At 66.3% G+C, this 23,222-nt stretch carries 15 protein-coding genes; 9 read left to right on the top strand and 6 right to left on the bottom strand.

Annotated elements, in window-relative coordinates:
• Nucleotides 1–307: 307 nt before the first annotated feature.
• The 3 genes from ACOCG7_RS07875 to ACOCG7_RS07865 are packed head-to-tail and all read left to right on the top strand — an operon-like array spanning nucleotide 308 to nucleotide 4,103.
• Nucleotides 308–856, top strand: a complete 549-nt coding sequence (locus ACOCG7_RS07875; RefSeq protein WP_073428422.1) for a (2Fe-2S)-binding protein — start codon at nucleotides 308–310, stop codon at nucleotides 854–856.
• Nucleotides 853–1,857 carry an FAD binding domain-containing protein gene (locus tag ACOCG7_RS07870; protein ID WP_114164534.1) on the top strand — a complete coding sequence of 335 codons (1,005 nt, stop codon included), beginning with the start codon at nucleotides 853–855 and terminating at the stop codon, nucleotides 1,855–1,857. Before ACOCG7_RS07875 ends, ACOCG7_RS07870 begins: the two co-directional genes overlap by 4 nt.
• Nucleotides 1,854–4,103, top strand: coding sequence for a xanthine dehydrogenase family protein molybdopterin-binding subunit (locus ACOCG7_RS07865; protein ID WP_421375025.1), 2,250 nt, complete (start codon nucleotides 1,854–1,856; stop codon nucleotides 4,101–4,103). The genes ACOCG7_RS07870 and ACOCG7_RS07865 overlap by 4 nt, the downstream gene beginning before the upstream one ends.
• A 136-nt stretch (nucleotides 4,104–4,239) precedes the next feature.
• Here ACOCG7_RS07865 and ACOCG7_RS07860 read toward each other — a convergent pair whose 3' ends face one another.
• Complete coding sequence (locus ACOCG7_RS07860) at nucleotides 4,240–4,638, bottom strand: PRC-barrel domain-containing protein (protein ID WP_421375023.1); 399 nt, start codon at nucleotides 4,636–4,638, stop codon at nucleotides 4,240–4,242.
• 225 nt (nucleotides 4,639–4,863) lie between these two features.
• Here ACOCG7_RS07860 and glgX point away from each other — a divergent pair, with 225 nt between their 5' ends.
• The 3 genes from glgX (at nucleotide 4,864) to ACOCG7_RS07845 (ending at nucleotide 9,672) form a co-directional block, all read left to right on the top strand.
• Nucleotides 4,864–7,080: a glycogen debranching protein GlgX gene (glgX, locus tag ACOCG7_RS07855; protein ID WP_073428418.1), complete on the top strand. Its 2,217-nt coding sequence runs from the start codon at nucleotides 4,864–4,866 to the stop codon at nucleotides 7,078–7,080.
• 168 nt (nucleotides 7,081–7,248) lie between these two features.
• Nucleotides 7,249–7,440 (top strand): DUF2934 domain-containing protein, encoded by a 192-nt coding sequence (locus tag ACOCG7_RS07850; protein ID WP_073428417.1) that lies wholly within the window; start codon nucleotides 7,249–7,251, stop codon nucleotides 7,438–7,440.
• A gap of 78 nt (nucleotides 7,441–7,518) precedes the next feature.
• A complete protein-coding gene (locus ACOCG7_RS07845; RefSeq protein ID WP_421377590.1) occupies nucleotides 7,519–9,672 on the top strand; it encodes an AI-2E family transporter in 2,154 nt (717 codons plus the stop codon).
• Here the strand turns inward: ACOCG7_RS07845 and ACOCG7_RS07840 are convergent.
• From ACOCG7_RS07840 to ACOCG7_RS07820, 5 genes are all read right to left on the bottom strand, one after another.
• Nucleotides 9,662–11,383 carry an efflux transporter outer membrane subunit gene (locus ACOCG7_RS07840; RefSeq protein ID WP_084561386.1) on the bottom strand — a complete coding sequence of 574 codons (1,722 nt, stop codon included), beginning with the start codon at nucleotides 11,381–11,383 and terminating at the stop codon, nucleotides 9,662–9,664. The genes ACOCG7_RS07845 and ACOCG7_RS07840 overlap by 11 nt on opposite strands.
• Nucleotide 11,384: 1 nt before the next feature.
• Nucleotides 11,385–12,974, bottom strand: coding sequence for a DHA2 family efflux MFS transporter permease subunit (locus ACOCG7_RS07835; RefSeq protein ID WP_310132972.1), 1,590 nt, complete (start codon nucleotides 12,972–12,974; stop codon nucleotides 11,385–11,387).
• Nucleotides 12,971–14,104 carry an HlyD family secretion protein gene (locus ACOCG7_RS07830; protein ID WP_421375019.1) on the bottom strand — a complete coding sequence of 378 codons (1,134 nt, stop codon included), beginning with the start codon at nucleotides 14,102–14,104 and terminating at the stop codon, nucleotides 12,971–12,973. The genes ACOCG7_RS07835 and ACOCG7_RS07830 overlap by 4 nt, the downstream gene beginning before the upstream one ends.
• A gap of 101 nt (nucleotides 14,105–14,205) precedes the next feature.
• The gene (locus ACOCG7_RS07825) at nucleotides 14,206–14,400 is read right to left on the bottom strand and encodes a hypothetical protein (protein ID WP_073428414.1); all 195 of its coding nucleotides are present in this window, start codon (nucleotides 14,398–14,400) and stop codon (nucleotides 14,206–14,208) included.
• A gap of 20 nt (nucleotides 14,401–14,420) precedes the next feature.
• On the bottom strand, nucleotides 14,421–15,998 hold the full coding sequence (locus ACOCG7_RS07820; RefSeq protein ID WP_421375017.1) for an FAD-dependent oxidoreductase: 1,578 nt from the start codon (nucleotides 15,996–15,998) through the stop codon (nucleotides 14,421–14,423).
• A 203-nt stretch (nucleotides 15,999–16,201) separates the two neighbouring features.
• On the opposite strand from ACOCG7_RS07820, the gene ACOCG7_RS07815 reads away from it, so the two are divergent.
• The 3 genes from ACOCG7_RS07815 (at nucleotide 16,202) to ACOCG7_RS07805 (ending at nucleotide 23,196) form a co-directional block, all read left to right on the top strand.
• Entirely contained in the window at nucleotides 16,202–18,373 is a 2,172-nt protein-coding gene (locus tag ACOCG7_RS07815) for an ATP-binding protein (protein ID WP_421375015.1), read from the top strand.
• Nucleotides 18,374–18,513: 140 nt separating this feature from the next.
• The gene (locus tag ACOCG7_RS07810) at nucleotides 18,514–18,792 is read left to right on the top strand and encodes a hypothetical protein (protein WP_073428411.1); all 279 of its coding nucleotides are present in this window, start codon (nucleotides 18,514–18,516) and stop codon (nucleotides 18,790–18,792) included.
• 150 nt (nucleotides 18,793–18,942) lie between these two features.
• Nucleotides 18,943–23,196, top strand: a complete 4,254-nt coding sequence (locus ACOCG7_RS07805; protein WP_421375012.1) for a CheR family methyltransferase — start codon at nucleotides 18,943–18,945, stop codon at nucleotides 23,194–23,196.
• The last annotated feature ends 26 nt before the right edge of the window (nucleotides 23,197–23,222 follow it).

Genomic DNA, 23,222 nt, shown 5'->3' with positions numbered 1-23,222 from the left:
AAGCAGTGTTCTCGCACTGCCGCGGCGCGTGATGCCGGCTGCGCGGAGCCGATTGAAAGAAATGCGGGTTCGCTGCACATCTTGCAATGCCCGCCGCGCCGGCCGGCAGCGGCGTTGCCGCGAGTGCGGCTTGCTTCGCGTGCCACGCGTGGGGAGGACTCGCGTGCGAGGCTCGCGAGCCGCCCCATGAAAAACGCGCATCACGCGTGCCTGCGAAGCGCGGCCGGCGCCTTGGCACGGCGGCATGGTGGCACGTGGCTTGCGCGCGCCGTTCGTATTGCGCGACCTACCGTCCGGAGGACATCCAATGGAAACCCCCACAGCACAAGCGGCGCTGGACCTCGCGCCGAGCGACGTCCAGCGCGTGCCGGTGACGTTCGAGATCAACGGCAAGACACACCGGTTCGAGATCGAGCCGTGGACCACGCTGCTCGATCTGCTGCGCGAACGCTGCCACCTGAGCGGCATCAAGAAAGGCTGCGACCACGGCCAATGCGGCGCCTGCACCGCGATCGTCGACGGCCAGCGGATCAATACCTGTCTCGCGCTCGCGGCCGTGCGCGACGGCGCGTCGATCACGACGATCGAAGGTCTTGCCGACGGCGACACGCTGCATCCGGTTCAACAGGCGTTCATCGATCACGACGCCTTCCAGTGCGGCTACTGCACGCCGGGGCAAATCTGCTCGGCCGTTGCGATGCTCGCCGAAGGCCACGCGAAAAACGCCGACGACATTCGCGAACTGATGAGCGGCAACCTGTGCCGCTGCGGCGCGTACACGAATATCGTCGCGGCGATTCTGGATGCGGCGCAGCGGTCCGATCAGCCGCTCACGGCGCCGGGAGCGCGGCCATGAACCGCTTTTCCTATACCCGCGCAAGCGCGGTGTCCGAGGCGATCGACCAGCATCGCGCGCATGCCGCCGCCGCGTTCATCGCGGGCGGCACGAATCTGGTGGACCTGTTGCGCGAGGACGTGGCGCATCCGGCCACGCTGGTCGATATCAACCGTTTGCCGCTCAGGCAGATCGAAGCCACCGGCGACGGCGGCCTGAGAATCGGCGCGCTGGTGACGAATACCGCGGTGGCCTACGACGAGACCGTGGCCGCGCGTTACCCGCTGCTTGCCAAGGCGATCCTGGCGGGGGCGTCCGCGCAGATTCGCAATGTCGCGACCGTCGGAGGGAATCTGCTGCAACGCACCCGCTGCCTTTACTTCTACGACGCCGGCACGCCGTGCAATAAACGCGAGCCGGGCACCGGCTGCTCCGCGATGGAAGGGGTCAACCGCATGCACGCGATTCTCGGCGCGAGCGATCAGTGCATCGCCGTGCATCCGTCGGACATGTGCGTGGCGCTGGCGGCGCTCGACGCGACGGTGCATCTCGCCGGCCACGACGGCACGCGCGCGCTGCCGTTCGCCGAGTTCCATCGCCTGCCCGGCGAGACGCCGCACATCGATACGAACCTGCGCGACGACGAACTGGTGATCGCCGTCGAATTGCCCAGGCGAGGCTTCGCCGAACATCACGCTTACGTGAAAGTGCGCGACCGGGCCTCGTATGCGTTCGCGCTGGTGTCCGCCGCGCTCGGCGTCGAACTGGACGGCGACATCATCGTTCGCGCGCATTGCGCGCTCGGCGGCGTCGCGCACAAACCGTGGCGCGATCTGGATGCCGAAGCCGTGCTGCGCGGCAGACCGCTGAACGCCGCCACCGTGCGCGGTTTCGCGGACTCGCTGTTGCGCGAGGCGCAAGGGCGTCGCGGCAATGCGTTCAAGATCGAACTGGCGACGCGCGTGATCGTGCGCGCGTTCGAACTGGCGACGCAGCGTTCGTTCGAGGAGGGCGCATCATGAACGGGGCCGACACTTTTCCGGCGACGCGCGCCGTGGGCGTGCCGCACAAGCGCGTCGACGGCAAGCTGAAAGTCACCGGCGCCGCGCAGTATGCGGCGGACTACGCCGCCAATGGATTGACGTATGGTTTCGTGGTGTCGAGCACGATCGCGAGCGGCCGTATCGTGGCGATCGATGCGTCGGCGGCGCTCGAACTACCCGGCGTGCTGCTCGTGCTGACGCATCTGAATCGCCCGCCACTGCCGCTGGCGGACCAGCCCTACAAAGACATGGTCGCCCCCGGCGGCACGCCGTTCAGGCCGCTCTGGGACGACCGCGTGTGGTACAGCGGACAACCGGTCGCGCTGGTGGTGGCGGAAACGTTGGAACTGGCGCGCCATGCGGCCTCGCTCGTCAAGGTCCGCTACGAACACACGCCGCATCAGACGGAAATGAGCGAAGCGTTGATGAGCGCTGTGCCGCCGTCCACGGAAAAGGGCGGGTTCGATCCGCCGCCGTCGCCGCGCGGCGACGCGGACCGCGCGCTGGCGAGCGTGGCGGTGCGGGTCGACGGCTTCTACAGCACGCCCGCCGAGTATCACAATCCGATGGAAATGCACGGCTGCACCGTGGTGCCGGACGAGCATGGGCATCTGATCGTTTATGAAAAGACCCAGGGGGTGGTCAACACCAAGCGTTATCTGACCGCCGTGTTCGGCCTGAAGGACGACGAGGTGCAGGTGGAGTCGCCCTTCGTCGGCGGCGCGTTCGGTTCGGGCTTGCGGCCGCAATATCATCTGCCGCTCGCCGTGATGGCCGCGCGCGATCTGAAGCGGCCCGTGCGGGTCACGCTGACGCGCCAGCAGATGTTCACGTTCGCGCATCGGCCGCAATCGATTCAGCGCGTGGCGCTGGGCGCGTCGGCGGACGGCAAACTGCAGGCGGTGATTCACGAGGCGGTCGCGGAAACCTCGCGCTACGAGGACTACTGCGACGTGCTCGTGAACTGGGCCGGCCAGTTGTACGCATGCGAGAACGTCACGCTGGGCTACAAGGTCGTCAAGCTCGACGTGCCGACGCCGGCCGACATGCGCGCGCCGGGTGCGGCGCAAGGTCTTTTCCCGCTCGAAACGGCGATGGACGAACTGGCCGAAGCGTTGCAGATGGACCCGCTGCAATTGCGGCTCATCAACTATGCGGAGCGCGACGCCAACAAGAATCTGCCGTTTTCCAGCAAGGCGCTGCGCGACTGCTATCGCGAAGGCGCCGCGCGCTTCGGCTGGGAGGGGCGGCCGCTTGCGCCGCGCGCGCGCCGCGAGGGCCGCGAACTGATCGGCTGGGGCATGGCGACCGGCGCATGGGACGCAATGCAAAATGAAGCGGCGGCGCGCGCCGTGCTCACGCCCGACGGCCGCGTGGAAGTGTCGAGCTCCACCGCCGACATCGGCACCGGCACCTACACGGCGATGACGCAGATCGCCGCCGATGCGCTAGGCGTGTCGATTCACGATGTCGACTTCGAGCTCGGCGACACGCGCTTGCCGAAAGCGCCGATCGAGGGCGGCTCGTGGACGGTGTCGTCGGTGGGCAGCGCGGTTCATGTCGCGTGCGAGCGGCTGCGAAACCGCCTCGTCGAACTGGCGCGGCAATACGGCGGCGGGCGCTTCGCGATGGTTGCGCGCGACGAGGTGAGACGCGCCGGCAACCGGCTCGTCTGCGGCAGCGGCTCCGACGACGCGATCGGCATCGACGCGCTGCTGGCCCGCGCGGGTCTGGAGACGCTGGAAGAGCAGGCGAGCGTCAAGCCGCATGAAAAGCAGCAGGCGTATTCGATGGGCACGCATTCGGCGGTGTTCGCCGAGGTGCGCGTGGACGAAGCGCTCGGCACCGTGCGCGTGACGCGCGTGGTCAGCGCCGTCGCCGCGGGCCGCATCGTGAACCCGAAAACGGCGGCCAACCAGATTGCCGGCGGCGTGGTGTGGGGCATCGGCATGGCGCTGCACGAGCACGGCCAGTTCGACCACGCGCTCGGGCGGCAGATGAACCACAACCTGGCCGAGTATCACATTCCGGTGAATGCCGACATCCACGATATCGACGTGCTGTTCGTGAACGAGCACGACGACATCGTCAATCCGCTCGGCGTGAAGGGCGTGGGCGAAATCGGCGTGGTGGGCGTGGCCGCGGCGGTGGGCAATGCGATCTGGCACGCGACGGGCAAGCGCGTGCGGGATTTGCCGATTACGCTCGACAAACTGTTCGCGTGAAGGCCGCGCGGCTGAACGCTCATCGCCGTATGGCGATCCGCGCGTCTAACCGGTTCGCAAGGCTCCGCTCCTTGCAACCGGTCAGCGCGGGCAATCAACGTTCTAGCCGAACCGCCGGCGGCGGATAGCCCGCGGATCAATCCGCGTACTTGAATTCAGGCAGCGCTTCGAGCGATTTTTTGGTCGCTTCCGGCAGCACGATGCGGCGATTGTTGATCTGCAAATCGTTGAACGGCACGGCCACCAGATGCTTGCCGATGCCGAGGAAGCCGCCCACCGACAGGATCGCGTAGGTGCTTCTGTCACCGCTCGGCGAGACGATCAGATCGTCCAGGGTGCCGATGGTGTCCTTGTTCCTGTTGTAGACATCGGCGCCGGTCAGTTTCGACGCGCGGTAGCCGCTCGCGAGCTGGACCACGTCCGTGCGTCTTTCGGTGATGGCCTGGGGCGCGCCCTGAGCGTAGGCGTCGTTGGCGGCGAGCGTCGCGGCGAGTAGTACCGCCGCCACGAGCGGCGCAGTATGTAGGCTTCGCATGATGACTCTTCTCCCTGTTGTTCTTGCGCTTGTAACGGCGCGGGGTCGACAAGCTTTTCATCATGCTGGTGCAAAACTCGTGCCGCTTCATTGGCCGGAGGCCGCGTGCTCCGCGAAGCGAGACCTGCGAAAGCCGGGCCCGCAATTTGCTCCTTCGGGCGCGCTTGCTGTTTGGCCATACACTAGAACACGCGTGCACGCGCTCGCGCTTCCACAGGAACCCCTATGTCATCCCAGAGCAGCTACTCGACGCGCATCGCGGAAGGCACGCCTTTTCCGCTCGGTGCGACGTGGAATGGAAGTGGTGTCAACTTCGCGCTCTTTTCGGCGCATGCAACGAAAGTCGAACTGTGTCTGTTCGATGAAACCGGCGAGAACGAAATCGAGCGCATCGAGCTGCCCGAATATACCGACGAGGTCTGGCATGTGTTCGTGCCCAACCTGAAACCGGGCGCGGTTTACGGCTATCGGGTGCATGGGCCGTATGAACCGGAACAGGGGCATCGCTTCAATCCCAACAAGCTGCTGCTCGACCCGTATGCCAAGGCGCACATCGGCGAACTCAAATGGACGCCGGAAATCTTCGGCTATACGCTCGATGCCGAGGAAGGCGACCTCTCGTTCGACGAACGCGACAGCGCGCCCTTCGTGCCGAAGTGCAAGGTGGTGGACGCCAACTTCTCGTGGAGCCATCCCGAGCGCAGTGCGCTGCCGTGGGAGCGCGTGATCTTCTACGAAACCCACGTGCGCGGATTTACCCGGCGTCATCCCGACGTACCCGACAATCTGCGCGGCACCTTTGCGGGGCTCGGGCAGCAGGTGGTGGTCGATTACATCAAGAGCCTCGGCGTCACGTCAGTCGAATTGATGCCGATACAGACCTTCGTCAACGACAGCCATCTGCTCGAAAAAGGTCTCACCAACTACTGGGGCTACAACACCATCGGTTTCTTCGCGGCCGACCCGCGCTTCTTTGCTTCATCCACCGAATCGGTCGGCGAATTCAAGGAGATGGTGGACCGCTTTCATAACGCCAGCCTCGAAGTCATTCTCGACGTGGTCTACAACCACACCGCCGAGGGCAACGAGCGCGGCCCGACGCTTTCCTTCAAGGGCCTCGACAACGCGTCCTACTACCGGCTGCTGCCCGAGGAGCCGCGCTATTACATCAACGACACGGGCACCGGCAATACGCTGAACCTGTCGCATCCGCGCGTGCTGCAAATGGTGACCGACAGCCTGCGCTACTGGGTGACGGAAATGAAGGTGGACGGTTTCCGTTTCGACCTCGCCACGATCCTGGGCCGCGAGCCGCACGGCTTCGACGAAGGCGGCGGCTTTCTCGACAGTTGCCGCCAGGACCCCGTGCTCAACAGCGTGCGCCTTGTCGCCGAGCCGTGGGACTGCGGGCCGGGCGGCTATCAGGTGGGCGGTTTTCCGCCGGGCTGGGCCGAGTGGAACGACCGCTTTCGCGACACCGTGCGCGAATACTGGAAGGGCGACGAAGGCAAGGTCGGCGATCTCGCCAAACGCCTGACCGGTTCGGGCGACAGGTTCAATCATCGCGGCCGCCGCCCCTGGGCCAGCGTAAACTTCGTCGCCGCGCACGACGGCTTCACGCTCAACGATCTCGTCTCGTACAACGACAAGCACAACGAGGCCAACGGCGAGGACAACAACGACGGCCACTCGGACAACAAGTCGTGGAACATGGGCGTCGAAGGTCCGACCGACGACGCCGAGATCCGCCAGCAGCGCGAGCGCCAGAAACGCAATCTGCTCGCCACGCTGCTGCTCTCGCAAGGCACGCCGATGATCCTCGCCGGCGATGAATTCGGCCGCACGCAGAAGGGCAATAACAACGCGTATTGCCAGGACAACGAAATCAGTTGGGTGGATTGGGAGAGCGTCGACGACGAAGGCCGCGCGCTCACCGAGTTCGTCAAGAATCTCACCACGCTGCGCCACCGTCTGCCGGTATTGCGGCGCGGTCGCTTTCTCACCGGCGAATACAACGAGGCGCTGGACGTGACCGACGCGCGCTGGCTCTCGCCCGACGGCGCGGACCTCACGCCGGAGCAATGGGACGATCCGGCGATGCGCTGCTTCGGCCTCGTGATCGACGGCCGCGCCCAGGCGAGCGGCATTCGCCGTCCCGCATCGGACGCGACCTTGCTGCTGGTGCTCAACGCGCATCACGACGTCGTCAATTTCACGCTGCCCGAGATTCCCGAGGGCGACCAGTGGACTTGTCTGCTCGACACCAATATGCCGGTGCGCTCCGAGTTGCCGCAATTCAGCGCCGGCGACGCGTATCAGGTGACGGCGCGCTCACTGCTGCTGTTCGCGCTCGAAGCGCCGAGCCGCGCGACGCAACGCGTGTTCGACCGGCTGGAAGAACAGCTCACCACCGACGAAAGCGAACCTCCGGCCCACGCTTGACGGATCGGGACGCGACAGCCCGCCAACACCAGACGATAAACCGACGCGCCCGCGCCGGGTATAACGCTTGCTTGCTTGCGGTTGCCCGCGCGCGAGGCCGCCTTGCGCGGCACCCGCGCGGTGCCGGCCGATGCCGCTCGTCGCCACGTCCCAACCGAGGGTAATCACATGCAACAGCAACCTGAATCCGAACAGACCTCGCAAGAGGAAGAGATTCGCCGGCGTGCCTACTACCTGTGGGAGCACGCCGACGAGCCGAAGGGCACGCCCGACGAGTATTGGGAACGGGCGCGCGCCGAAATCGAAAAGGAAGCGCCGCCGATCGAAAGCGGGCCGATCGCGGAGGAACCTAAAAAATAACGCGCGCGTCGGATGCGAAGCCGCTGCCTGGCGGCGCTCGCACCCTCGAGACGACGCAAACCCGTGCAGAACGACGAAGTGAAGGATTCTCCCGACCAGCCTGGCCCGAGACCCGCGACCCGCATTCAGGCTCCGCCCGCCGCCTTCGGCATCGAGGGTTTGATCGCGCTCGCCGTCGGCGTGACGGTGGTCGCGTGCCTGTACTTCGCGCGAGCCGTGCTGATTCCGATGACGCTCGCGATTCTGCTGAGCTTTCTCGTCGCGCCGCTTGCCAAGTCGCTCGCCCGCCTGAAGCTGGGCCATGTCGCGTCCGTGTTTGCCGCGGTGACGATTTCCGTGTCGGTGATCGGCCTGCTCGGCGCGGTGATCGCCAACCAGCTGACCGATCTCGCCGCCGGCATGCCGCGCTATCAGGTGACCGTCGAGCACAAGCTGGAAGCCGTGCACAAGCTGACCATCGGCAGGCTGAGCCATTTGGCCGGCATGGCGGGCCAGGCGCTGCAACGCGCCACCGTCGAACCCGCGCAACGCGAGGCGCCGCGCAATGGCGCACCGGCGGCGAGCGGCGCCGCGAGCGCCGCCCTGCCGGTCGAGGTGCGCGAGCCGGCGCCCACGCCGTTCGAACTCGCGCGGCGCGTGTTGTCGCCGGCGATCAGTCCGCTCGAAACGGCGTTTATCGTGTTCGTCGTGATGGTGGTGATCCTGCTGCAACGCGACGATCTGCGCAATCGCGCGATCCGTCTGTTCGGTTCGCGCGACCTGCACCGCACGACCACGGTGATGGACGAAGCCGCGCGGCGCCTGAGCCGTTACTTCGTGTCGCAACTGGGGTTGAACGCGGGCCTGGGGGTCGCGATCGGCGGCGGACTGTTTCTGATCGGCGTGCCCAGCCCGATCCTGTGGGGCATTCTCGCGGCCTTGCTGCGGCTCGTGCCTTACGTGGGCATCTGGATCGCCGCCGCGCTGGCCACGGTGCTCGCCGCCGCCGTGAGTCCAGGATGGTCGATGGCGATCTGGTCCATTGCGCTCTTCGTCATCGTGGAGCTACTGGTGGGGCAGGTGGTCGAGCCGCTGCTCTACGGACGCAGCACCGGGCTGTCGCCGTTCTCGGTGGTGGTCGCCGCGATTTTCTGGAGCTGGATCTGGGGGCCCATTGGGCTCATCGTGTCGACGCCGCTGACCTTGTGCCTGCTCGTGCTCGGCCGGCATGTGCGACGGCTGGAGTTTCTCGACGTGTTGCTCGGCGACCAGCCCGCGCTTACGCCGGTCGAGAACTTTTACCAGCGCGCGCTCGCCGGCGACCCGGACGAAGCGATCGAGCAGGCCGAGGTGTGGTTGCGTGAGCGTTCGTTGTCGTCCTATTACGACGAGGTGGCGATCAAGGGTTTGCAACTCGCGGCGAACGACGTGCTGCGCGGCAGCGTGACGGCGGCGCAGCTTGCGCGGATCGAGGCGTCGACGAACGATCTGGTCGATGGTCTCGACGGCTACGACGATCGCGTGCCCGCGAAGCCGACGCCGTCGACGACGCCGACGCAAGAAAGCATGAACCTCGTGGGGCCGATTGCGCCCTGGCGCGAAGCGGGCGCCGAGCCTGCGGCGAAGCCGGTTGCCGAAGCGGGCGATGCGGACCGCGACGCGGCGCAACGCATGACGCCACGCAATACGAGCAATACGAGCAATACGAGCAATACGAGCAATACGAGCAATACGAATGCGGGCGCGGCGGAAAGCACCATGCAGGCTACAGCGCCGGCTGCAACCGGCGACACGTCAGGCCAACGCGCCGGACCAACGCGTCACGCCGCGAACAACCGGGTCTTGTGCATTCCGGGGCGCGGCCCGCTCGATCCGCTCGCCACGACGATCCTGTTGCAACTGCTGGGAAAACACGGCTTCGTATCGCGCGCGGTGCCGCACGAAGCGGTGTCGCGGGCGTCGATCGAGACGCTCGATGCGGACGACGTTGGGACTATCTGCATCCTCTATCTGCAGATCGAAGGCATTCCCTCGCATCTGCGCAATCTGGTCAAGCGCATTCGCGCGCGCTTGCCGAACGTTGCGATCGTCGTCGGCTTGTGGACCGCGCAGGATGTCGAAAAATGGAGCGGCGACCTGCAAGGCGCGTTGGGCGCCGAGTGCCATGCCGCGTCGTTGCAGGAGATGCTCGCCGCGTGCGGGCGAATCGAGGCGCCCACGAGCGGGGAGAGCCTGGCGGTGGTCAACGCCTAGCGTTGCGCGGCGCTTCGGGCGGTGGCTCGACCACCTCGACCCCTCGACCCTTGAGCGCGACGTCGTGGCCGCCGCTCGACGCAACCGCGCCAGCCTGTGCGGCTTGAGTTGTCGCCGCCGCCGCCGCACCACCACCATCCTGCCAGCCGCCGCCCAGCGCCTTGTACAAGGCGACCAGATCGGTGCTCACCTGCATGGTCCCCTGCGCATATTGCTGGCGCGCCTGCGCCAACTGCCGCTCGGCATCGAGCACATTGATGAAGCTGGTGAGCCCCTTGCGGTAGCTGTCGCGCGCGAGTTCAAACGCAGTCTGGTTCGCCGCCACGCTGTCCGCCAGCGAATCGCGCCGCGCCTGGTCGGTGCGATAAACCACGAGTGCGTTGTCCACGTCGCGCAGCGCCGTCAGCACCGTTTTGCGGTAGTCGAGCGCCGCCTCGGCCTGCTGGGCTTCCGACATCCGCAAGTTGGAAACGAGTGCGCCGCCCTGAAAAACCGGCAGCGAAACACTCGGGCCAAACGAATAGAACAGATGCGACCAGCGCGACAGATCGCTCGCGTTCGTCGCGCGCGTTCCGACCTGGCCCGTCAGCGAAACGTCGGGATAGAACTGCGCGACCGCCACGCCGACATTCGCGGTCGCCGCATGCAGGCTGGCTTCCGCGCGACGAATGTCGGGACGCCGCCGCGCGAGCGTCGACGGCAAGCCCACCGGCACCGTGGGCGGCACCGGCGGCACGGCGGCCGGCGCGGACAGTTCCGCTTCCAGCGCGCCGGGCGCTTCGCCCACCAGCCAGGCGAGCGCGTTCGACGCCTGCGCGATCTGCTGCTCGAATCGCGGCAACTGCGCCTGGGTCTGCGCAAGCTGCGCGCTCGCGCTTTTCACGTCGGCTTCGCTGGCGAGGCCGACCTTCGCCTGGCTTTGCGTCAACCGGACGACATCGCGTTGCTGCTCGACGAGGCTCGTGGTGATGTCGCGCAACGCCTGCGCGCCGCGCAACTGCATGTAGGTTTGCGCGACTTCGGCCTCGAGCGAGAGCAGCGCGTCGTTGCGGCTTTCCACTGCGGCCTCGGTCTGCGCGTTCGCGGCTTCCACCGAGCGGCGCACCCGGCCGAACAGATCGAGTTCCCACGAGGCGTCGAAGCCGGCTTGCCAGAGATTGGTCGGCGAGGTCAACTGATCGAGCACGTTGTCGGCGCCGTTTTGCAGCGCGGGGCCCGCGCCCGGCGCGATTGCATTGACCGGCGAATCCGGCGCGCCGAGCCGGTTCACCTTGTCGTAGACGCCGTTGGATTCGAGAAAGCCTTTCAGGCCGAGTTGTTCGCGCTGGTAGCTGCCTGTCGCGCGCACATTCGGCAACCCCTGGGCCGCCGCGCTCTGCACCTGGGTCCGCGCTTCGACGATACGCAACACGGCCTGCTGCAAGTCCAGATTGCCGCGCGCGGCGCGCTCGATAAGCGCGTCGAGCGTGGGGTCGTTGAAATTGCGCCACCAGCGCGGATCGGGATCGGTATCGAGCGTGGGGACCGATGCCACCTCCGCGCCGGAAGCGGGCGCAGCGGGCGCAGCCGTTGCGGCGGTGTGCCGCGTGTCGTGCCACTGCCGCGGCACGTCGGCGTTCGGCGCGTGGAAGTCAGGCCCGACCGTGCATGCGGCGAGCCACGCCGCGAGCGAAAGCACCGGCATGCGCAGGCTGAAAACGGCGCGCCTCATGTCAGTGTCCTCCCGCGCCGCCGGCGGCCTTGACCGGCGAGAAAAACAACGTCATCGGAATACAGAGCGCGCAGAACACGGCGAGAATCGCGAACACGTCGACGTAGGCGAGAATCGTCGACTGCGAAATGAACGTGGTGTACAGGCGGCCGGTCGCCGTTTGCAGCGCTTGCGAAAACGGCACGCCGGTCATCTCGGCGATGGTTTGCGCGCCGCGCTGCACCGCGTCGTTGTAGTTCTGCGAAAGCGTCGACATGTGTTCGGACAGATGCGCCATGCGCGCCTGGCTGCGCTCGCGAATCAGCGCCGTCGATAGCGAAATGCCGACCGAGCCGGCCACGTTGCGGAACATCGTGAAGAGTGCGGACGCATCGTCGTTCAAACGCTGCGGCACGGTGAGATAGGCGAGCGTGGTGATCGGCACGAACAGGAAGCCGATCGCGAGCGATTGCGCGCTGCGCATTTTCACGAGCGTCGGGTAGTTGACGTTCGGCACCAGCGTATGCGAATACGCGAGCGCGCAGGCGAGCAGCGCGAAGCCGGTCGCCACCAGAAAACGCGTCTGCACATAAGGCATCAGCTTGCTGATGAGCGGAATCTCCATCGTGATGAGCACGGCGCCGGGCGAGAGCACGAGTCCGGCGAGCATCGCGGTATAGCCGAGCTGCTGTTGCGCGAGCTGCGGCACCAGCACCGCGCTGCCGTACAGCACCGCCGCGAAGGCGGCGATCGTCGCGCAGCCGAGCGCGAAATTGCGGTCTTTCAGGCAGCGCAGATCGACGACCGGCTTTTTGGTGTAGAGCAGCCAGAACGTCGCGCCGACAATGCCGGCCGCCGACAGCACCGCGAACGTGCGGATGAAGTTCGACGAGAACCAGTCGTCGTCCTCGCCGCGATCGAGCATCACTTGCAGGCAGCCGAGCCCGACGGCGATCAGCGTGATGCCGATGTAGTCGATCGACACCTTCGTGTCGCCGGTCTTTTTCCACGGCGGGTCTTCCACCAGTTGCAGCACCGCGAGACTGGTCAGAATGCCGACCGGCACGTTCAGCAGGAACACCCAGCGCCACGAGAAGTTGTCGGTGATCCAGCCGCCGAGCGTGGGTCCGAGCACCGGCGCGACGACGATCGCCACCGCCGAGATCGAAAACGCGCGGCCGCGCTGTTCGGGCGGGAACGTGTCGAGAATGATCGACTGCTGATTCGGTTGCAGGCCGCCGCCAAAAAAGCCCTGCAAGACGCGAAAGATGATCAGTTGCCACAGGTCGGTCGCGATCCCGCACAGGAACGAACAAACGGTGAACGCGATGATGCACACCAGAAAGTAGCGCTTGCGGCCCAGCAGCCGCCCGAGAAAACCGGAGATCGGCAGCACGATGCCGTTGGCGACCAGATACGAGGTGAGCGTCCACGTGGCTTCGTCGTAACTGGCCGACATGGTGCCGGCGATGTGCGGCAACGCCACGTTCACGATGGTTGTGTCGAGTACTTCCATGAAAGCCGCGAGCGTCACCACGATGGCGATGAGCCACGGATTCGCCGCGGGCTTCCAGTTCGATTGAGCGCCGTTCGCGGTGTTCGACGCGCTCATTTCAGATACACCTTCGGCGTGACGGACAAGCCGAGCCCAAGCGGCTGATCGCGCGGCAAGCCCTCGTCGATGACGATCTTCACCGGCACGCGCTGGACGATCTTCACGAAGTTGCCGGTGGCGTTTTCCGCCGGGAAGGCCGAGAAGCGCGAACCGCTGCCGAGTTGCACGCTATCCACATGGCCGCGCAAATCGAGCTTCGGATAGGCGTCGACCTCGACCTTCGCCTTGTCGCCGGGACGCATGCGCTCCAGTTGCGATTCCTTGAAGTTCGCCGTCACCCACACTTGCGGCGTGACGATCGAAAACAGCGACACGCCGGCTTGCAGGAAGCTGCCCAGTTGCACATTGCGCCGCGTGATCCAGCCGTCGGAGGGCGAGCGCACTTCGCAGTAGGAGAGATTCAGCCGCGCCTGTTCGAGTTGCGCCTCGGCTTGCTGCACCTGCTGGCGGCGTTCCTCGACGCTCGCCTCGGTCTGACGGATCTGCTGCGGCACGAGGCTCGCGCTCGCCAATTGCGCGCGCGCCTGCTGCACGCCGGCGCTGGCCGATTGGCGCTGGGCGTCGGCGGTGTCGATGTTCTGTTGCGAGGTGGCGCGCTGATCGACGGCGTGCTGGCGCAGATAAGCGGCCTCGGCCTGGCGGAAATTCGCTTCCGCCGACGAGGTCTGCGCCCTGGCTTGCCGGTATTGCGCCGGATACTGAATGCGCGCGATGTCGAGCTGAATCAGCGCGGCATTCAGTTGCGCTTTCGCGAGTCCGAGTTGCGCCTCGGCCTGATCGACCTGCGCCTGATAGTCGCGCTTGTCGATCACGACCAGCAGGTCGCCCTTGTGGACGTAGACGTTGTCGTTCACCGCGAGCCGCACCACGTAGCCGGAGACTTTCGGCGCCATCATGATGGCGTTGCCGTCGGTGTAGGCGTCGTCGGTGGAAACCTGGTTGCGGGTCGCGAACCACCAGACGAAGGCGACGATCGCCAGCAGCGCCACCACGGCGGCGAGAATGATCAGCGGCTTCTTGCCGGGCGTGCGGCGGCTTTTATCGTTGGCGTTCTTGCCGCCGTCTTTCGTGTCCCTGGTTTCGCGTTGATCGTGCTGTTCCTGAGCGGAGCCGGTCTCGTCTGACATGGCGATACGTTCCTGTCGTTTCCGGATCGATGGCAAATGCGAGCGTGGAGAAAAACCGCCGGGCGGCAGTGCGCGCGGCGGTCCCGATGCAGTGAGGCGGGCTAGCGCCTGGCTGGCTTGTCAGTCGACGGTTTATCCGTCGACGGCTTTTCTTTCGAGGCGTCCTCGTCGGGGACGATTTTGGTCGTGCCGCCGGTGGAAGGCGGATCGCTTGCGGGAAAGCTCTCCTCCACCTGTTCGTCGATCTGCTTTTCGCTCTTGTCGGCGTGCGGATGTTTCTCCTTGGTGTCTGTCATGGCGACTTCTCCTTCAATAATCAAATGAGCGGTGAGCTACACGGATTGACGCGGGTGCTTTTTACATGGGCATGTAGTTGTTGGTCAGGGGAGGGGCCGTGCGCTGTTCCTCGCGACGACGCTTTGCACGAGCGCCAGCGCGTCCGCGCAGGACACGCCTTGTCGTCTTTCACATACAGCGCGACGAATTGCTGGCGTTCGAGTTCGCCGTCGATCACGATGTCGTCCCACTCGCTGGCATGGCCGAGATATTCGAAGTTCTTGCCGAAGTGATACGTCCAGAAATACGGCACCCCGGCGTAGCGATGACGCGCGCCGCACATGTTTTGCGCGGCGATGCGCGCGTGCTGCTGCGCGACCCGCCAATGCTCGATGCGCAACGGCTCCTGATGCTCGTGCAACGGAAACACCGCGATGTCGCCGGCGGCATAGAGACCCGGCGCAGCTTGCATGCCCGCATTGACGATCACGCCGCCGTCCTTTTGCAGCGGCAGTCCCTCGACGAAACCGGTGGCCGGTGCAACGCCCGTGTCGAGCAGCACGACATCGGTGGCGACGCGGTCGCCGTTTTCGAGTGTGACTTCGTGAACGCGGCCCGCCTCGCCTTCGAGCGAAACGACCTTTGTGTCGAGGTGAAACAGCACGCCGTTGCGCTCGTGCAGCGTGCGGAACATCGCACCCGCGCGTTCGCCGAACTGCCTCGCGAAAGGCGTTTTCTCCGGTGAAATGACGGTGACCGGCGTGCCGCGCTTCCTCAACGCGGCGGCCGTCTCCAGTCCGATGAAACTGCCGCCGAGAATCGCGACGCGCGTGTGTTCCGCGTCCTCACCGATTGCCTCGGCGAGCGCGGCGGCGTCGTCGCGATTGCGCAGCACGTGGACGCCGCCGAGTTCGATGCCGGCAATCGCGGGCAGTTTCGGCACGCTGCCGGTGGCGAGCAGGGCGGTGTCGTAGGTCGGTTGGCCGCCGTGGGCGAAATGAATCGTGCGGCTGGGCACGTCGAGACGCGCAACCTTCGCGACGATCCGCTCCACGTCGTGCCGCGCGAGCCAGTCCGGCGCGAGCAGCGGCGGCACGTCGGCGGGCGCCATGTCGGCGGACAGCACGAACTTCGTGAGCGCGGTGCAATCGTAAGGCGCATGCGGGTCATCGCCGATCAGCGTGAGGCGTCCGCCGAAACCGTATTCGCGCAACGCCGTGCAAGCCGCGGCGCCCGCCGCGCCCGCGCCGATCACCACATAATGCGGTTGCGCGGCGGCGGCATGGCGCACCGCTTGCGGCTGCTTTCGCGGCGCGACGATCACGTCGTCGCTGCTCACCACCACGGGGTAACGGTCGAGCGCGACCAGCGGCGGCGGTTCGAGCACGTTGCCGGTGGCGGCGTCGAACGTGCCCTCGTGCCACGGGCAGATGATGCGGCCATGACACAGCCCGCCCTGTTCCAGCGGACCGCCCGCATGCGGGCAGTCGGCGGCATAGGCACGCACCGTGTCGCCGTGGCGCACGAGCAGGATGTTCTCGCCGTCCACCACCACGCGCTCGGCGCGATCCTCCCGCAGGTCCGAGAAGCGGGCGACACGGCGGGCAATGGTTTGCATGGCGGGTTCTCGCGCAAGAGGATGGTGTGACGAATAGCAATCGACGTGCCCGACCAACCCAGTGCCTCGCGCCGTTGGACGACTTGCAAGGCGTCCTTTGGAGAAGCGCGGAAGTGAGGTATAAATCATGAGAAAGGAAATAGCGCACGAACATCGCGTCGCGGCACGATGTGTGCAACCTTGCTGATCTGTATCGACCTTTGATGGAGAGGCTGACCGTGCAACGGGCGGAGCGTGCCGCAGTCGATTTCCCCATGCCCTCGCGCAACTTCGCGGCGACGCGGCGCATGCTTCTCATCGTGCTCGGCGTTTCGATCGTGTTTCCGCTTGCCTGCCTCGCGGGCTACGGCTATTTCGACTACCAGCGCCGCATCGCCGATTCGGACAACGTGATCGACCGGCTCGCGCGCGTGACCGAAGAGCAGGCCGTCAAGGTGCTCGATCTGAGCCAGCAGATGGCCTCGCGCATCGTCGAGTTGGTCGACAATCAGGACGATGCGCAAATCCGCGCGCGCGAAGCCGAATTGCACGAGCGCCTGCAGGAAATCGGCGGCGACTTTCCGCAGGTGGCGTCGATTTCCCTGCTCGGCGCGAACGGCGACCTGCTGGTGTCGAGCCGCGAATATCCCGCGCCGCCGCGCTCGATCCCGCAGCGCGAGGACTTCACGAGCGCGAAAGCCATGCGGCCGCAAACCTATTTCTCGCTGCCGATGTTCGGGCCGTTGTCGAAAACCGATGTGTTCAGCAGCGCGACCGGCCGCTCGGGCGCGGACGGGCGCTTTCTCGGCGTGGTGTCGGTGGCGCTGCGCAACGACTACTTTTCGCGCTTCTATCGTGACCTGACCAATGGCGACCCGTCGCTTTCGTTGGGCCTGTATCGCCAGGACGGCAATCTGCTGGTGCGCTATCCGCCGTGGCCCGCGGGCGCGAATCCGAAGGCGCAGAGCGCGTTCGCCACGGCGCTGCGCGACCGCCAGGTGTTCGGCCACGTTCGGCTGAATTCGACGGTGGACGGCGTCGAGCGTCTGCTCGCGTTTCGCCGCGTCGGCGACTATCCGCTCTATGTGATGAGCGCCTACGCGACGAGCGCCATCGCCGACGCATGGCGCCGGCATTTCCTGATGATCGCCGCGCTCACGGCGGCGCCCTGCATCGCGATCTGGCTGCTGGTGCTGTACTCGTTGCGTCAGCTCGAAGCCGAGCGCCGCGCGTGGGAGCGCTGGCAAGGCGAGGTGGCGATGCGGCTGTCGGCGGAAGCGTCGAGCCGGCAGTTGCAGCGCATGGGCGCGCTCGGCAATCTGGTCGCCAACGTGGCGCACGATTTCAACAATCTGCTGATGGTGGTGTCGGCCAATATCGAGCTCGCGCGGCTCAAGCGCTACAACCACGTCGAGAAGGAAGTGCTCGCGATGCAGCGCGCCACCGCCACCGCCGAGTCGCTCACGCGGCGTCTCTTGAGCGTCGCGCGCAAGCAGCCGCTCAAGCAGGAACCGCTCGATCTTTCCCGATGGCTGCCGGCCGCCACGCCGCTGATCGACGCGGCGCTCGGCGACAAGGTCGAACTGGCCTTGAATCTGGTCGACAACGTCTGGCCGGTGCTGGCCGATCCCACCGACCTCGAATTCGCGATCATGAACCTGGCGGTCAACGCGCGCGATGCGATGCCGCACGGCGGCCGCTTCGTGATCCGCTGTCAGAACAACCGGCTGGTCGGCAGCGACACCTTGTTGCCCGACGGCGAATATGTGCTGATCGCCTGTTCCGACGACGGCGAGGGCATGTCCGAGGCCGTCGCCCGGCGCGCGTTCGAACCGCTGTTCACCACCAAGCTGCGCGGTTCGGGCACGGGGCTCGGTCTCGCGCAGGTGCTGTCGATGTGCGAGCAGGCGGGCGGCACCGCGAAAATCGACAGCGTGCCGGGCCGCGGCACCACGGTCAGGCTGTATTTGCCGCGCTATCGCGAGCGCCCGCGCCCGGCGCCGGCCGCCGACGTCGAAACGGCGCGGCAACCGGAGCCCGGCGCGGCCGGCATGGTGCTGCTCGTGGAAGACAACGAGGAGGTGGCGGCCGGCGTGACCGCCGTGCTGGAAACCTTCGGCTGCGAGGTGCGGCACGAGCCCACCGCCGACCAGGCGCTCGACGTGCTGTCGGGCGGCGCGCGCTTCGAACTCGTGCTGTCCGACATCCAGATGCCGGGCAAGCTGAACGGCATCGATCTGGCGGAGAAAGTCCGCAGCGCGTGGCCGGCGCAGAAAATCGCGCTGATGACGGGCTACGCCGACGAACTGGAACGCGCACGCCGCCTGGGCGTGGCGATCCTCGCGAAGCCGTTCAATATCGACGAACTTCATGCACTGGTGGCTTGCGAAACCTAGTGGCCGGCCGGGCCGCGCCGGCCGGCGCATTCGGCGCATCGCATGACGCGCGGCACATCCCTTGCTGAAAAAAGGTCGGGAGATTGCGTATCCGGTGGACCGGGTCGCGCACCCGCTTTTTCTTGCACAGGAGAACCGTCATGAAGATCAGGCATGCATTGCTCGTTTCAACGTTGGCCGCCGCTTCGTCGCTCGCGATGGCCCAGGGCGGGGCCGGCGGCGGCGCCGCCGGGACCGACCCGGCCAGCACCGGCGTCAACACTTCGACGCGCGAAGGCGGCGACATGCAGGCTTCCGGCGCGATGAGCCATTCGAAGTCGAAGATGCATCACATGAAGAAGTCGAAGACGGCCAAGCCGGCCACCGATACGACCAACACACCGGGCGCCAACGCCAGCAGCGATACGAAAGGGCAGTAAGGCGCGCACGGAACACGGCATGCGTCCCTGGCTGGAGGCATGCCAGCCTTTGCAATGCGCCCCAACACACGCGACAATACTGGTTGGAGGCGGCGGCGCGCATCGCGCCACGGGGCGAGGCCGGCAGAGGCGCAGCACACAAGGATGAGTATGGGCGGCAGTGAGGCAGGGGCGTCTCCAACGACTACGCGGGCAGACGCGCAAGCGGACGCGACTACGCGTGCAGACGCGCAGGCAGGCGCACAGGCAGGCATCGAAGCGGAGTCCGGCAAAGCCGTCGGCAAGCCGGCGGGATCCGTCACGCGCGGCGCGGGCGCACTCGACTTTCCGGTCGTCGGCATCGGCGCTTCCGCGGGCGGCGTGCAGGCGCTGCTGCGCTTCTTCGAGAACGCACCGGCTGACATGGGCATGGCCTTCGTCGTGGTGCTGCATCTGTCGCCCGATCATGCGAGCAGCGCGGACGAGGTGTTCCAGCACGCCACCGGCATGCCGGTGAACCAGGTGCGGGAGCGGGTTCAGGTGCAGAAGAACCACGTCTATGTCATCTCGCCCTCGCACGATCTTTCGCTCGACGACGGCCATCTCACACCCATCGAGGCCGACCGCCCGCGTGGCCGGCCCATCGCCATCGACCTGTTTTTCCGCAGTCTCGCCGACGCGCATCGCGAACGCGCGATCGCCATCGTGCTGTCGGGCACGGGCGCGGACGGCGCGACCGGCATCGGCCGCGTCAAGGAGCAGGGCGGCGTGACGTTCGCGCAGGATCCGGCGGACGCCGAACACCCGGAAATGCCGCAGAACGCGTTGGCCACCGGCATGATCGACATCGTGCTGCCGGTCGCGGAGATGCCGCGCAAGCTGCGCGAGCTGGCCGAGAACGCCCGCGCGATCCACCTGCCGCCCGTGGACGACGAACCCGAGACGCTCGCGCTCGCGCAGCCCGATCCCGCTTCCACCGCCGAGCGCGCGTTGCTCGGCGTGCTTGCCACGCTGCGCGCCCGCACCGGCCACGATTTCCGCCACTACAAGCGCGCCACGATCCTGAGGCGCATCGAACGCCGCCTGCAGGTCAACGGCATTCCCGATCTGCAGGCCTACCAGGACTACGTGCTCACGCACCCTGACGAAACGCCGGCGCTGCTCAAGGACATGCTGATCGGCGTGACCAATTTCTTTCGCGATCGGGATACCTTCGAGGTCGTCGAGCGCGAGATCGTGCCGAGGCTCTTTCACAAGAAATCCGAGGACGACCCGGTGCGCGCGTGGGTCGCCGGCTGCGCGACGGGCGAGGAAGCGTATTCGCTCGCCATGCTGCTCGCCGAACATCCCGAGCGGCACGAAGAGATACCGATCCAGCTATTCGCCACCGACATCGACGAACACGCGATCGCCTTCGCGCGCGCGGGCCTCTACCCCGAGTCGATCACCGCTGACGTGTCCGCGCAGCGCCTGCGCCAGTTCTTCACGCCGGAACGCTCGCGCTTTCGGGTGAGCAAGGCGATCCGCGAGCGGGTGCTGTTCGCCGTGCACAACGTGCTGCGCGATCCGCCGTTTTCGCGCGTCGACCTGGTGTCGTGCCGCAATCTGCTGATCTATCTCGACCGCAACGTGCAGACCCAGGTGCTGCAGATGTTTCACTTCGCGTTGCAGCCGGGCGGCTATCTGCTGCTCGGCAGTTCGGAATCCGCGGAAGCCGCGGGCGACCTGTTCACGCCGGTCGACAAGAAACACCGCATCTATCGCGCGAACATGGTGACGAGCGCCGTGCGTCCGCCGATCAGCATGCCGGTCGTTCAGCATGGCGGCGCGACCACCACCGCCAGCGCGGGAGCGCCGCAGCCGCTGCCGCAGGCCTTGCCGTTCTCCGCGCTGCATCATCGGATTCTCGAGCTGTATGCGCCGCCGAGCGTCGTGGTCGACACCGACGCGAACATTCTGCACATGTCCGAGCACGCCGGCCGCTTTCTGCGTTTCGTGCGCGGCGAGCCGTCGTACAACCTGATCATGCTGGTGAATCCGGCGCTGCGTCTGCAACTGCGCGCCGCCCTGTTCCAGGCGCTGCGCAGCAATCAGGAGGTGACGACGCCCGCGATCGAATTCTCGCCGCAGGCGAGCGTGCGGATCATCGTGCGCGCGTACCGGCGCACCGAGGATGCGCCGGAATTCGCGCTCGTGCTGTTCGAGGAGATCGCCGCCGTCGTGCCTGCCGCGAAGCGAGGCGAGGGCGCGAGTCCGACGGTGCAGGATTCGTTGCTGGTGCATCTGGAGGACGAGCTGCATCGCACGAAGCAGGAATTGCGCTCGACGGTCGAGCAATCGGAGGCGTCGACCGAGGAACTGAAGGCCTCGAACGAGGAATTGCAGGCGATCAACGAGGAACTGCGCGCCGCCACCGAGGAACTCGAGACCAGCAAGGAAGAACTGCAATCGCTGAACGAGGAATTGTTCACCGTCAACGCGGAGTTGCAGGCCAAGATCGAGGAGACGGGCAAGGCGAAAGACGACTTGCAGAACGTGATCGCCTCCACCGGCATCGCCACGCTGTTCGTCGACCGGGACATGCGCATCAAGCGCTATACGCCGGCCGCGACGGAACTGTTCAACGTGATTCCCTCCGACCTCGGGCGACCGCTGCACGACATCACGCACCGGCTCGATTACCCGCAACTCGCCGACGACACGGCGACCGTTTTCGAATCGCTGCAACTGATCGAGCGCGAGATTCGCGGCACCGACGGGCGCTATTTCCTCACGCGGCTCTCGCCGTACCGCACCACCGACGACCACATCGACGGCGCGGTGCTGACCATCGTCGACATCACGGCGCTGCGGCGCGCCGAACAACTGGTGCGTGTCAGCGAGGAACGCCTGCATCTCGCCGCGCAAAGCACCAACGACTTCGCGATCATCGTGCAGGACATGGAAGGCCGCGTGGTGACCTGGAACAAGGGCGCGGAGCGGATCTTCGGTTATAGCGAGAGCGAGATGACGGGGCAGACGCTCGACCGGCTCTATCTGCCGGAAGAGCGCGAGGCGAACGAACCCGCCACTGAGCGGCAGCGCGCGCAGTCCGACGGCCGCGTGGAGGACGAGCGCTGGTACATCCACAAGAACGGCACGCGGCTCTATTGCAGCGGCGTGATCACGCCGGTGGCGTCGGACAGTTTCCGCGGCTTCGCGAAGATCGTGCGCGACCTCACGCAGCGCAAGGGCACCGAGGCGCTCGAACAACGCAAGATTTCGCTGGAACGCTCGGTCCGGCAGAAGGTCGAGGCGGCGAGCCGCCTGAAGGACGAATTCCTCGCGGTGCTCTCGCACGAGTTGAAGAACCCGCTGAACCTGATTCACGTGAAGGCCGACATGCTGGACCGCGCGCCCTCCACGCAGGGCCTGCCGGTCGTGCACGATGCGGCGGACGCGATCCGCCGTTCGGTGATCAGCCTCGCGAAGATCATCGACGACCTGCTCGATCTGTCGCGCGTGCGGACCGGCAAGCTGGCGCTCGATCGCTCGCGGGTGGACATCGCGGCGATCACGGCGTCGGTAACCAGCGCGATCGAGGCCGAGGCGCTGGCGCACCAGGTGAGCGTGAGCGTGAAGGGCGTGAGCGAACCGTTTTTCATCGAGGCGGACCCGGTGCGCTTCGAGCAGATTCTGTGGAACCTCGCCAGCAACGCGGTGAAGTTCACGCCGCCGGGCGGGCGCATCGCGCTGACGCTGTCGCGTGAAGCAGGCTATGCGTGCGTCGAGGTGCGCGATACCGGGCGCGGCATCGAACCGTCGTTCCTGCCGAACGTGTTCGACATGTTCAGCCAGGCCGAGGGCGCGCACCGCCGGCACAGCGGCGGATTGGGCATCGGACTCGCGCTCGTCAAGCAACTGACGGAAATGCACGGCGGGCATGTGCAGGCGGAATCCGCGGGCGTCGGCAAGGGCGCGCGTTTTCGCGTCTGGTTGCCGGCCGACAGCACGACGATGCCGAGCGAAGCGCGCGAAACGCCTTGCGACGCCAGCTTGCTCAAGGGCATGAAGATTCTGCTGGTCGACGATGCGGCGGAAAGCTTGCAGGCGTTCCAGAGCCTGCTCGAACTCGAAGGCGCGCAAGTGTGGCCGCAAACCAATGGCGCGGCGGCGCTGACGACCGCCGCGCATCAGCAGTTCGACCTGATCCTGTCGGATATCGGCATGCCCGGCATGGACGGCTACGAACTGATCGCCGCGCTGCGCAAGCTGCCGGGCACGGCCTCGGTGCCGGCGCTCGCGTTGACCGGCTTCGGCCGCCCGCAAGACGCCGCGCGGGCGATCCGCGCGGGGTATGACGGTCATCTCGGCAAGCCGGTTTCACTGCACGCGTTGCTCGACAAGATCGCGCGCATCACCACCAACCGCACCGGCATGGCCTGAGCCTGGGCGCAGTGCCGCCTGCCACC

This window comes from Paraburkholderia sp. DD10, assembly GCF_049177125.1.
Taxonomy (GTDB): Bacteria; Pseudomonadota; Gammaproteobacteria; order Burkholderiales; family Burkholderiaceae; genus Paraburkholderia; species Paraburkholderia terricola.
The sequence above is the reverse complement of the archived record's forward strand: the minus strand, read 5'-3'. Positions and strand labels throughout refer to the sequence as shown.

Excerpts from the sequence above, each read along its gene's own strand:
- ACOCG7_RS07870 (WP_114164534.1), top strand. The coding sequence starts at position 853 with ATGAACCGCTTTTCCTATACCCGCGCAAGCGCGGTGTCCGAGGCGATC.
- ACOCG7_RS07840 (WP_084561386.1), bottom strand. The coding sequence starts at position 11,383 with ATGAGGCGCGCCGTTTTCAGCCTGCGCATGCCGGTGCTTTCGCTCGCG.
- ACOCG7_RS07820 (WP_421375017.1), bottom strand. The coding sequence starts at position 15,998 with ATGCAAACCATTGCCCGCCGTGTCGCCCGCTTCTCGGACCTGCGGGAG.
- ACOCG7_RS07830 (WP_421375019.1), bottom strand. The coding sequence starts at position 14,104 with ATGTCAGACGAGACCGGCTCCGCTCAGGAACAGCACGATCAACGCGAA.
- ACOCG7_RS07815 (WP_421375015.1), top strand. The coding sequence starts at position 16,202 with ATGGAGAGGCTGACCGTGCAACGGGCGGAGCGTGCCGCAGTCGATTTC.
- ACOCG7_RS07850 (WP_073428417.1), top strand. The coding sequence starts at position 7,249 with ATGCAACAGCAACCTGAATCCGAACAGACCTCGCAAGAGGAAGAGATT.
- ACOCG7_RS07805 (WP_421375012.1), top strand. The coding sequence starts at position 18,943 with ATGGGCGGCAGTGAGGCAGGGGCGTCTCCAACGACTACGCGGGCAGAC.
- ACOCG7_RS07875 (WP_073428422.1), top strand. The coding sequence starts at position 308 with ATGGAAACCCCCACAGCACAAGCGGCGCTGGACCTCGCGCCGAGCGAC.
- ACOCG7_RS07835 (WP_310132972.1), bottom strand. The coding sequence starts at position 12,974 with ATGAGCGCGTCGAACACCGCGAACGGCGCTCAATCGAACTGGAAGCCC.
- glgX (WP_073428418.1), top strand. The coding sequence starts at position 4,864 with ATGTCATCCCAGAGCAGCTACTCGACGCGCATCGCGGAAGGCACGCCT.
- ACOCG7_RS07860 (WP_421375023.1), bottom strand. The coding sequence starts at position 4,638 with ATGCGAAGCCTACATACTGCGCCGCTCGTGGCGGCGGTACTACTCGCC.
- ACOCG7_RS07810 (WP_073428411.1), top strand. The coding sequence starts at position 18,514 with ATGAAGATCAGGCATGCATTGCTCGTTTCAACGTTGGCCGCCGCTTCG.
- ACOCG7_RS07865 (WP_421375025.1), top strand. The coding sequence starts at position 1,854 with ATGAACGGGGCCGACACTTTTCCGGCGACGCGCGCCGTGGGCGTGCCG.
- ACOCG7_RS07825 (WP_073428414.1), bottom strand. The coding sequence starts at position 14,400 with ATGACAGACACCAAGGAGAAACATCCGCACGCCGACAAGAGCGAAAAG.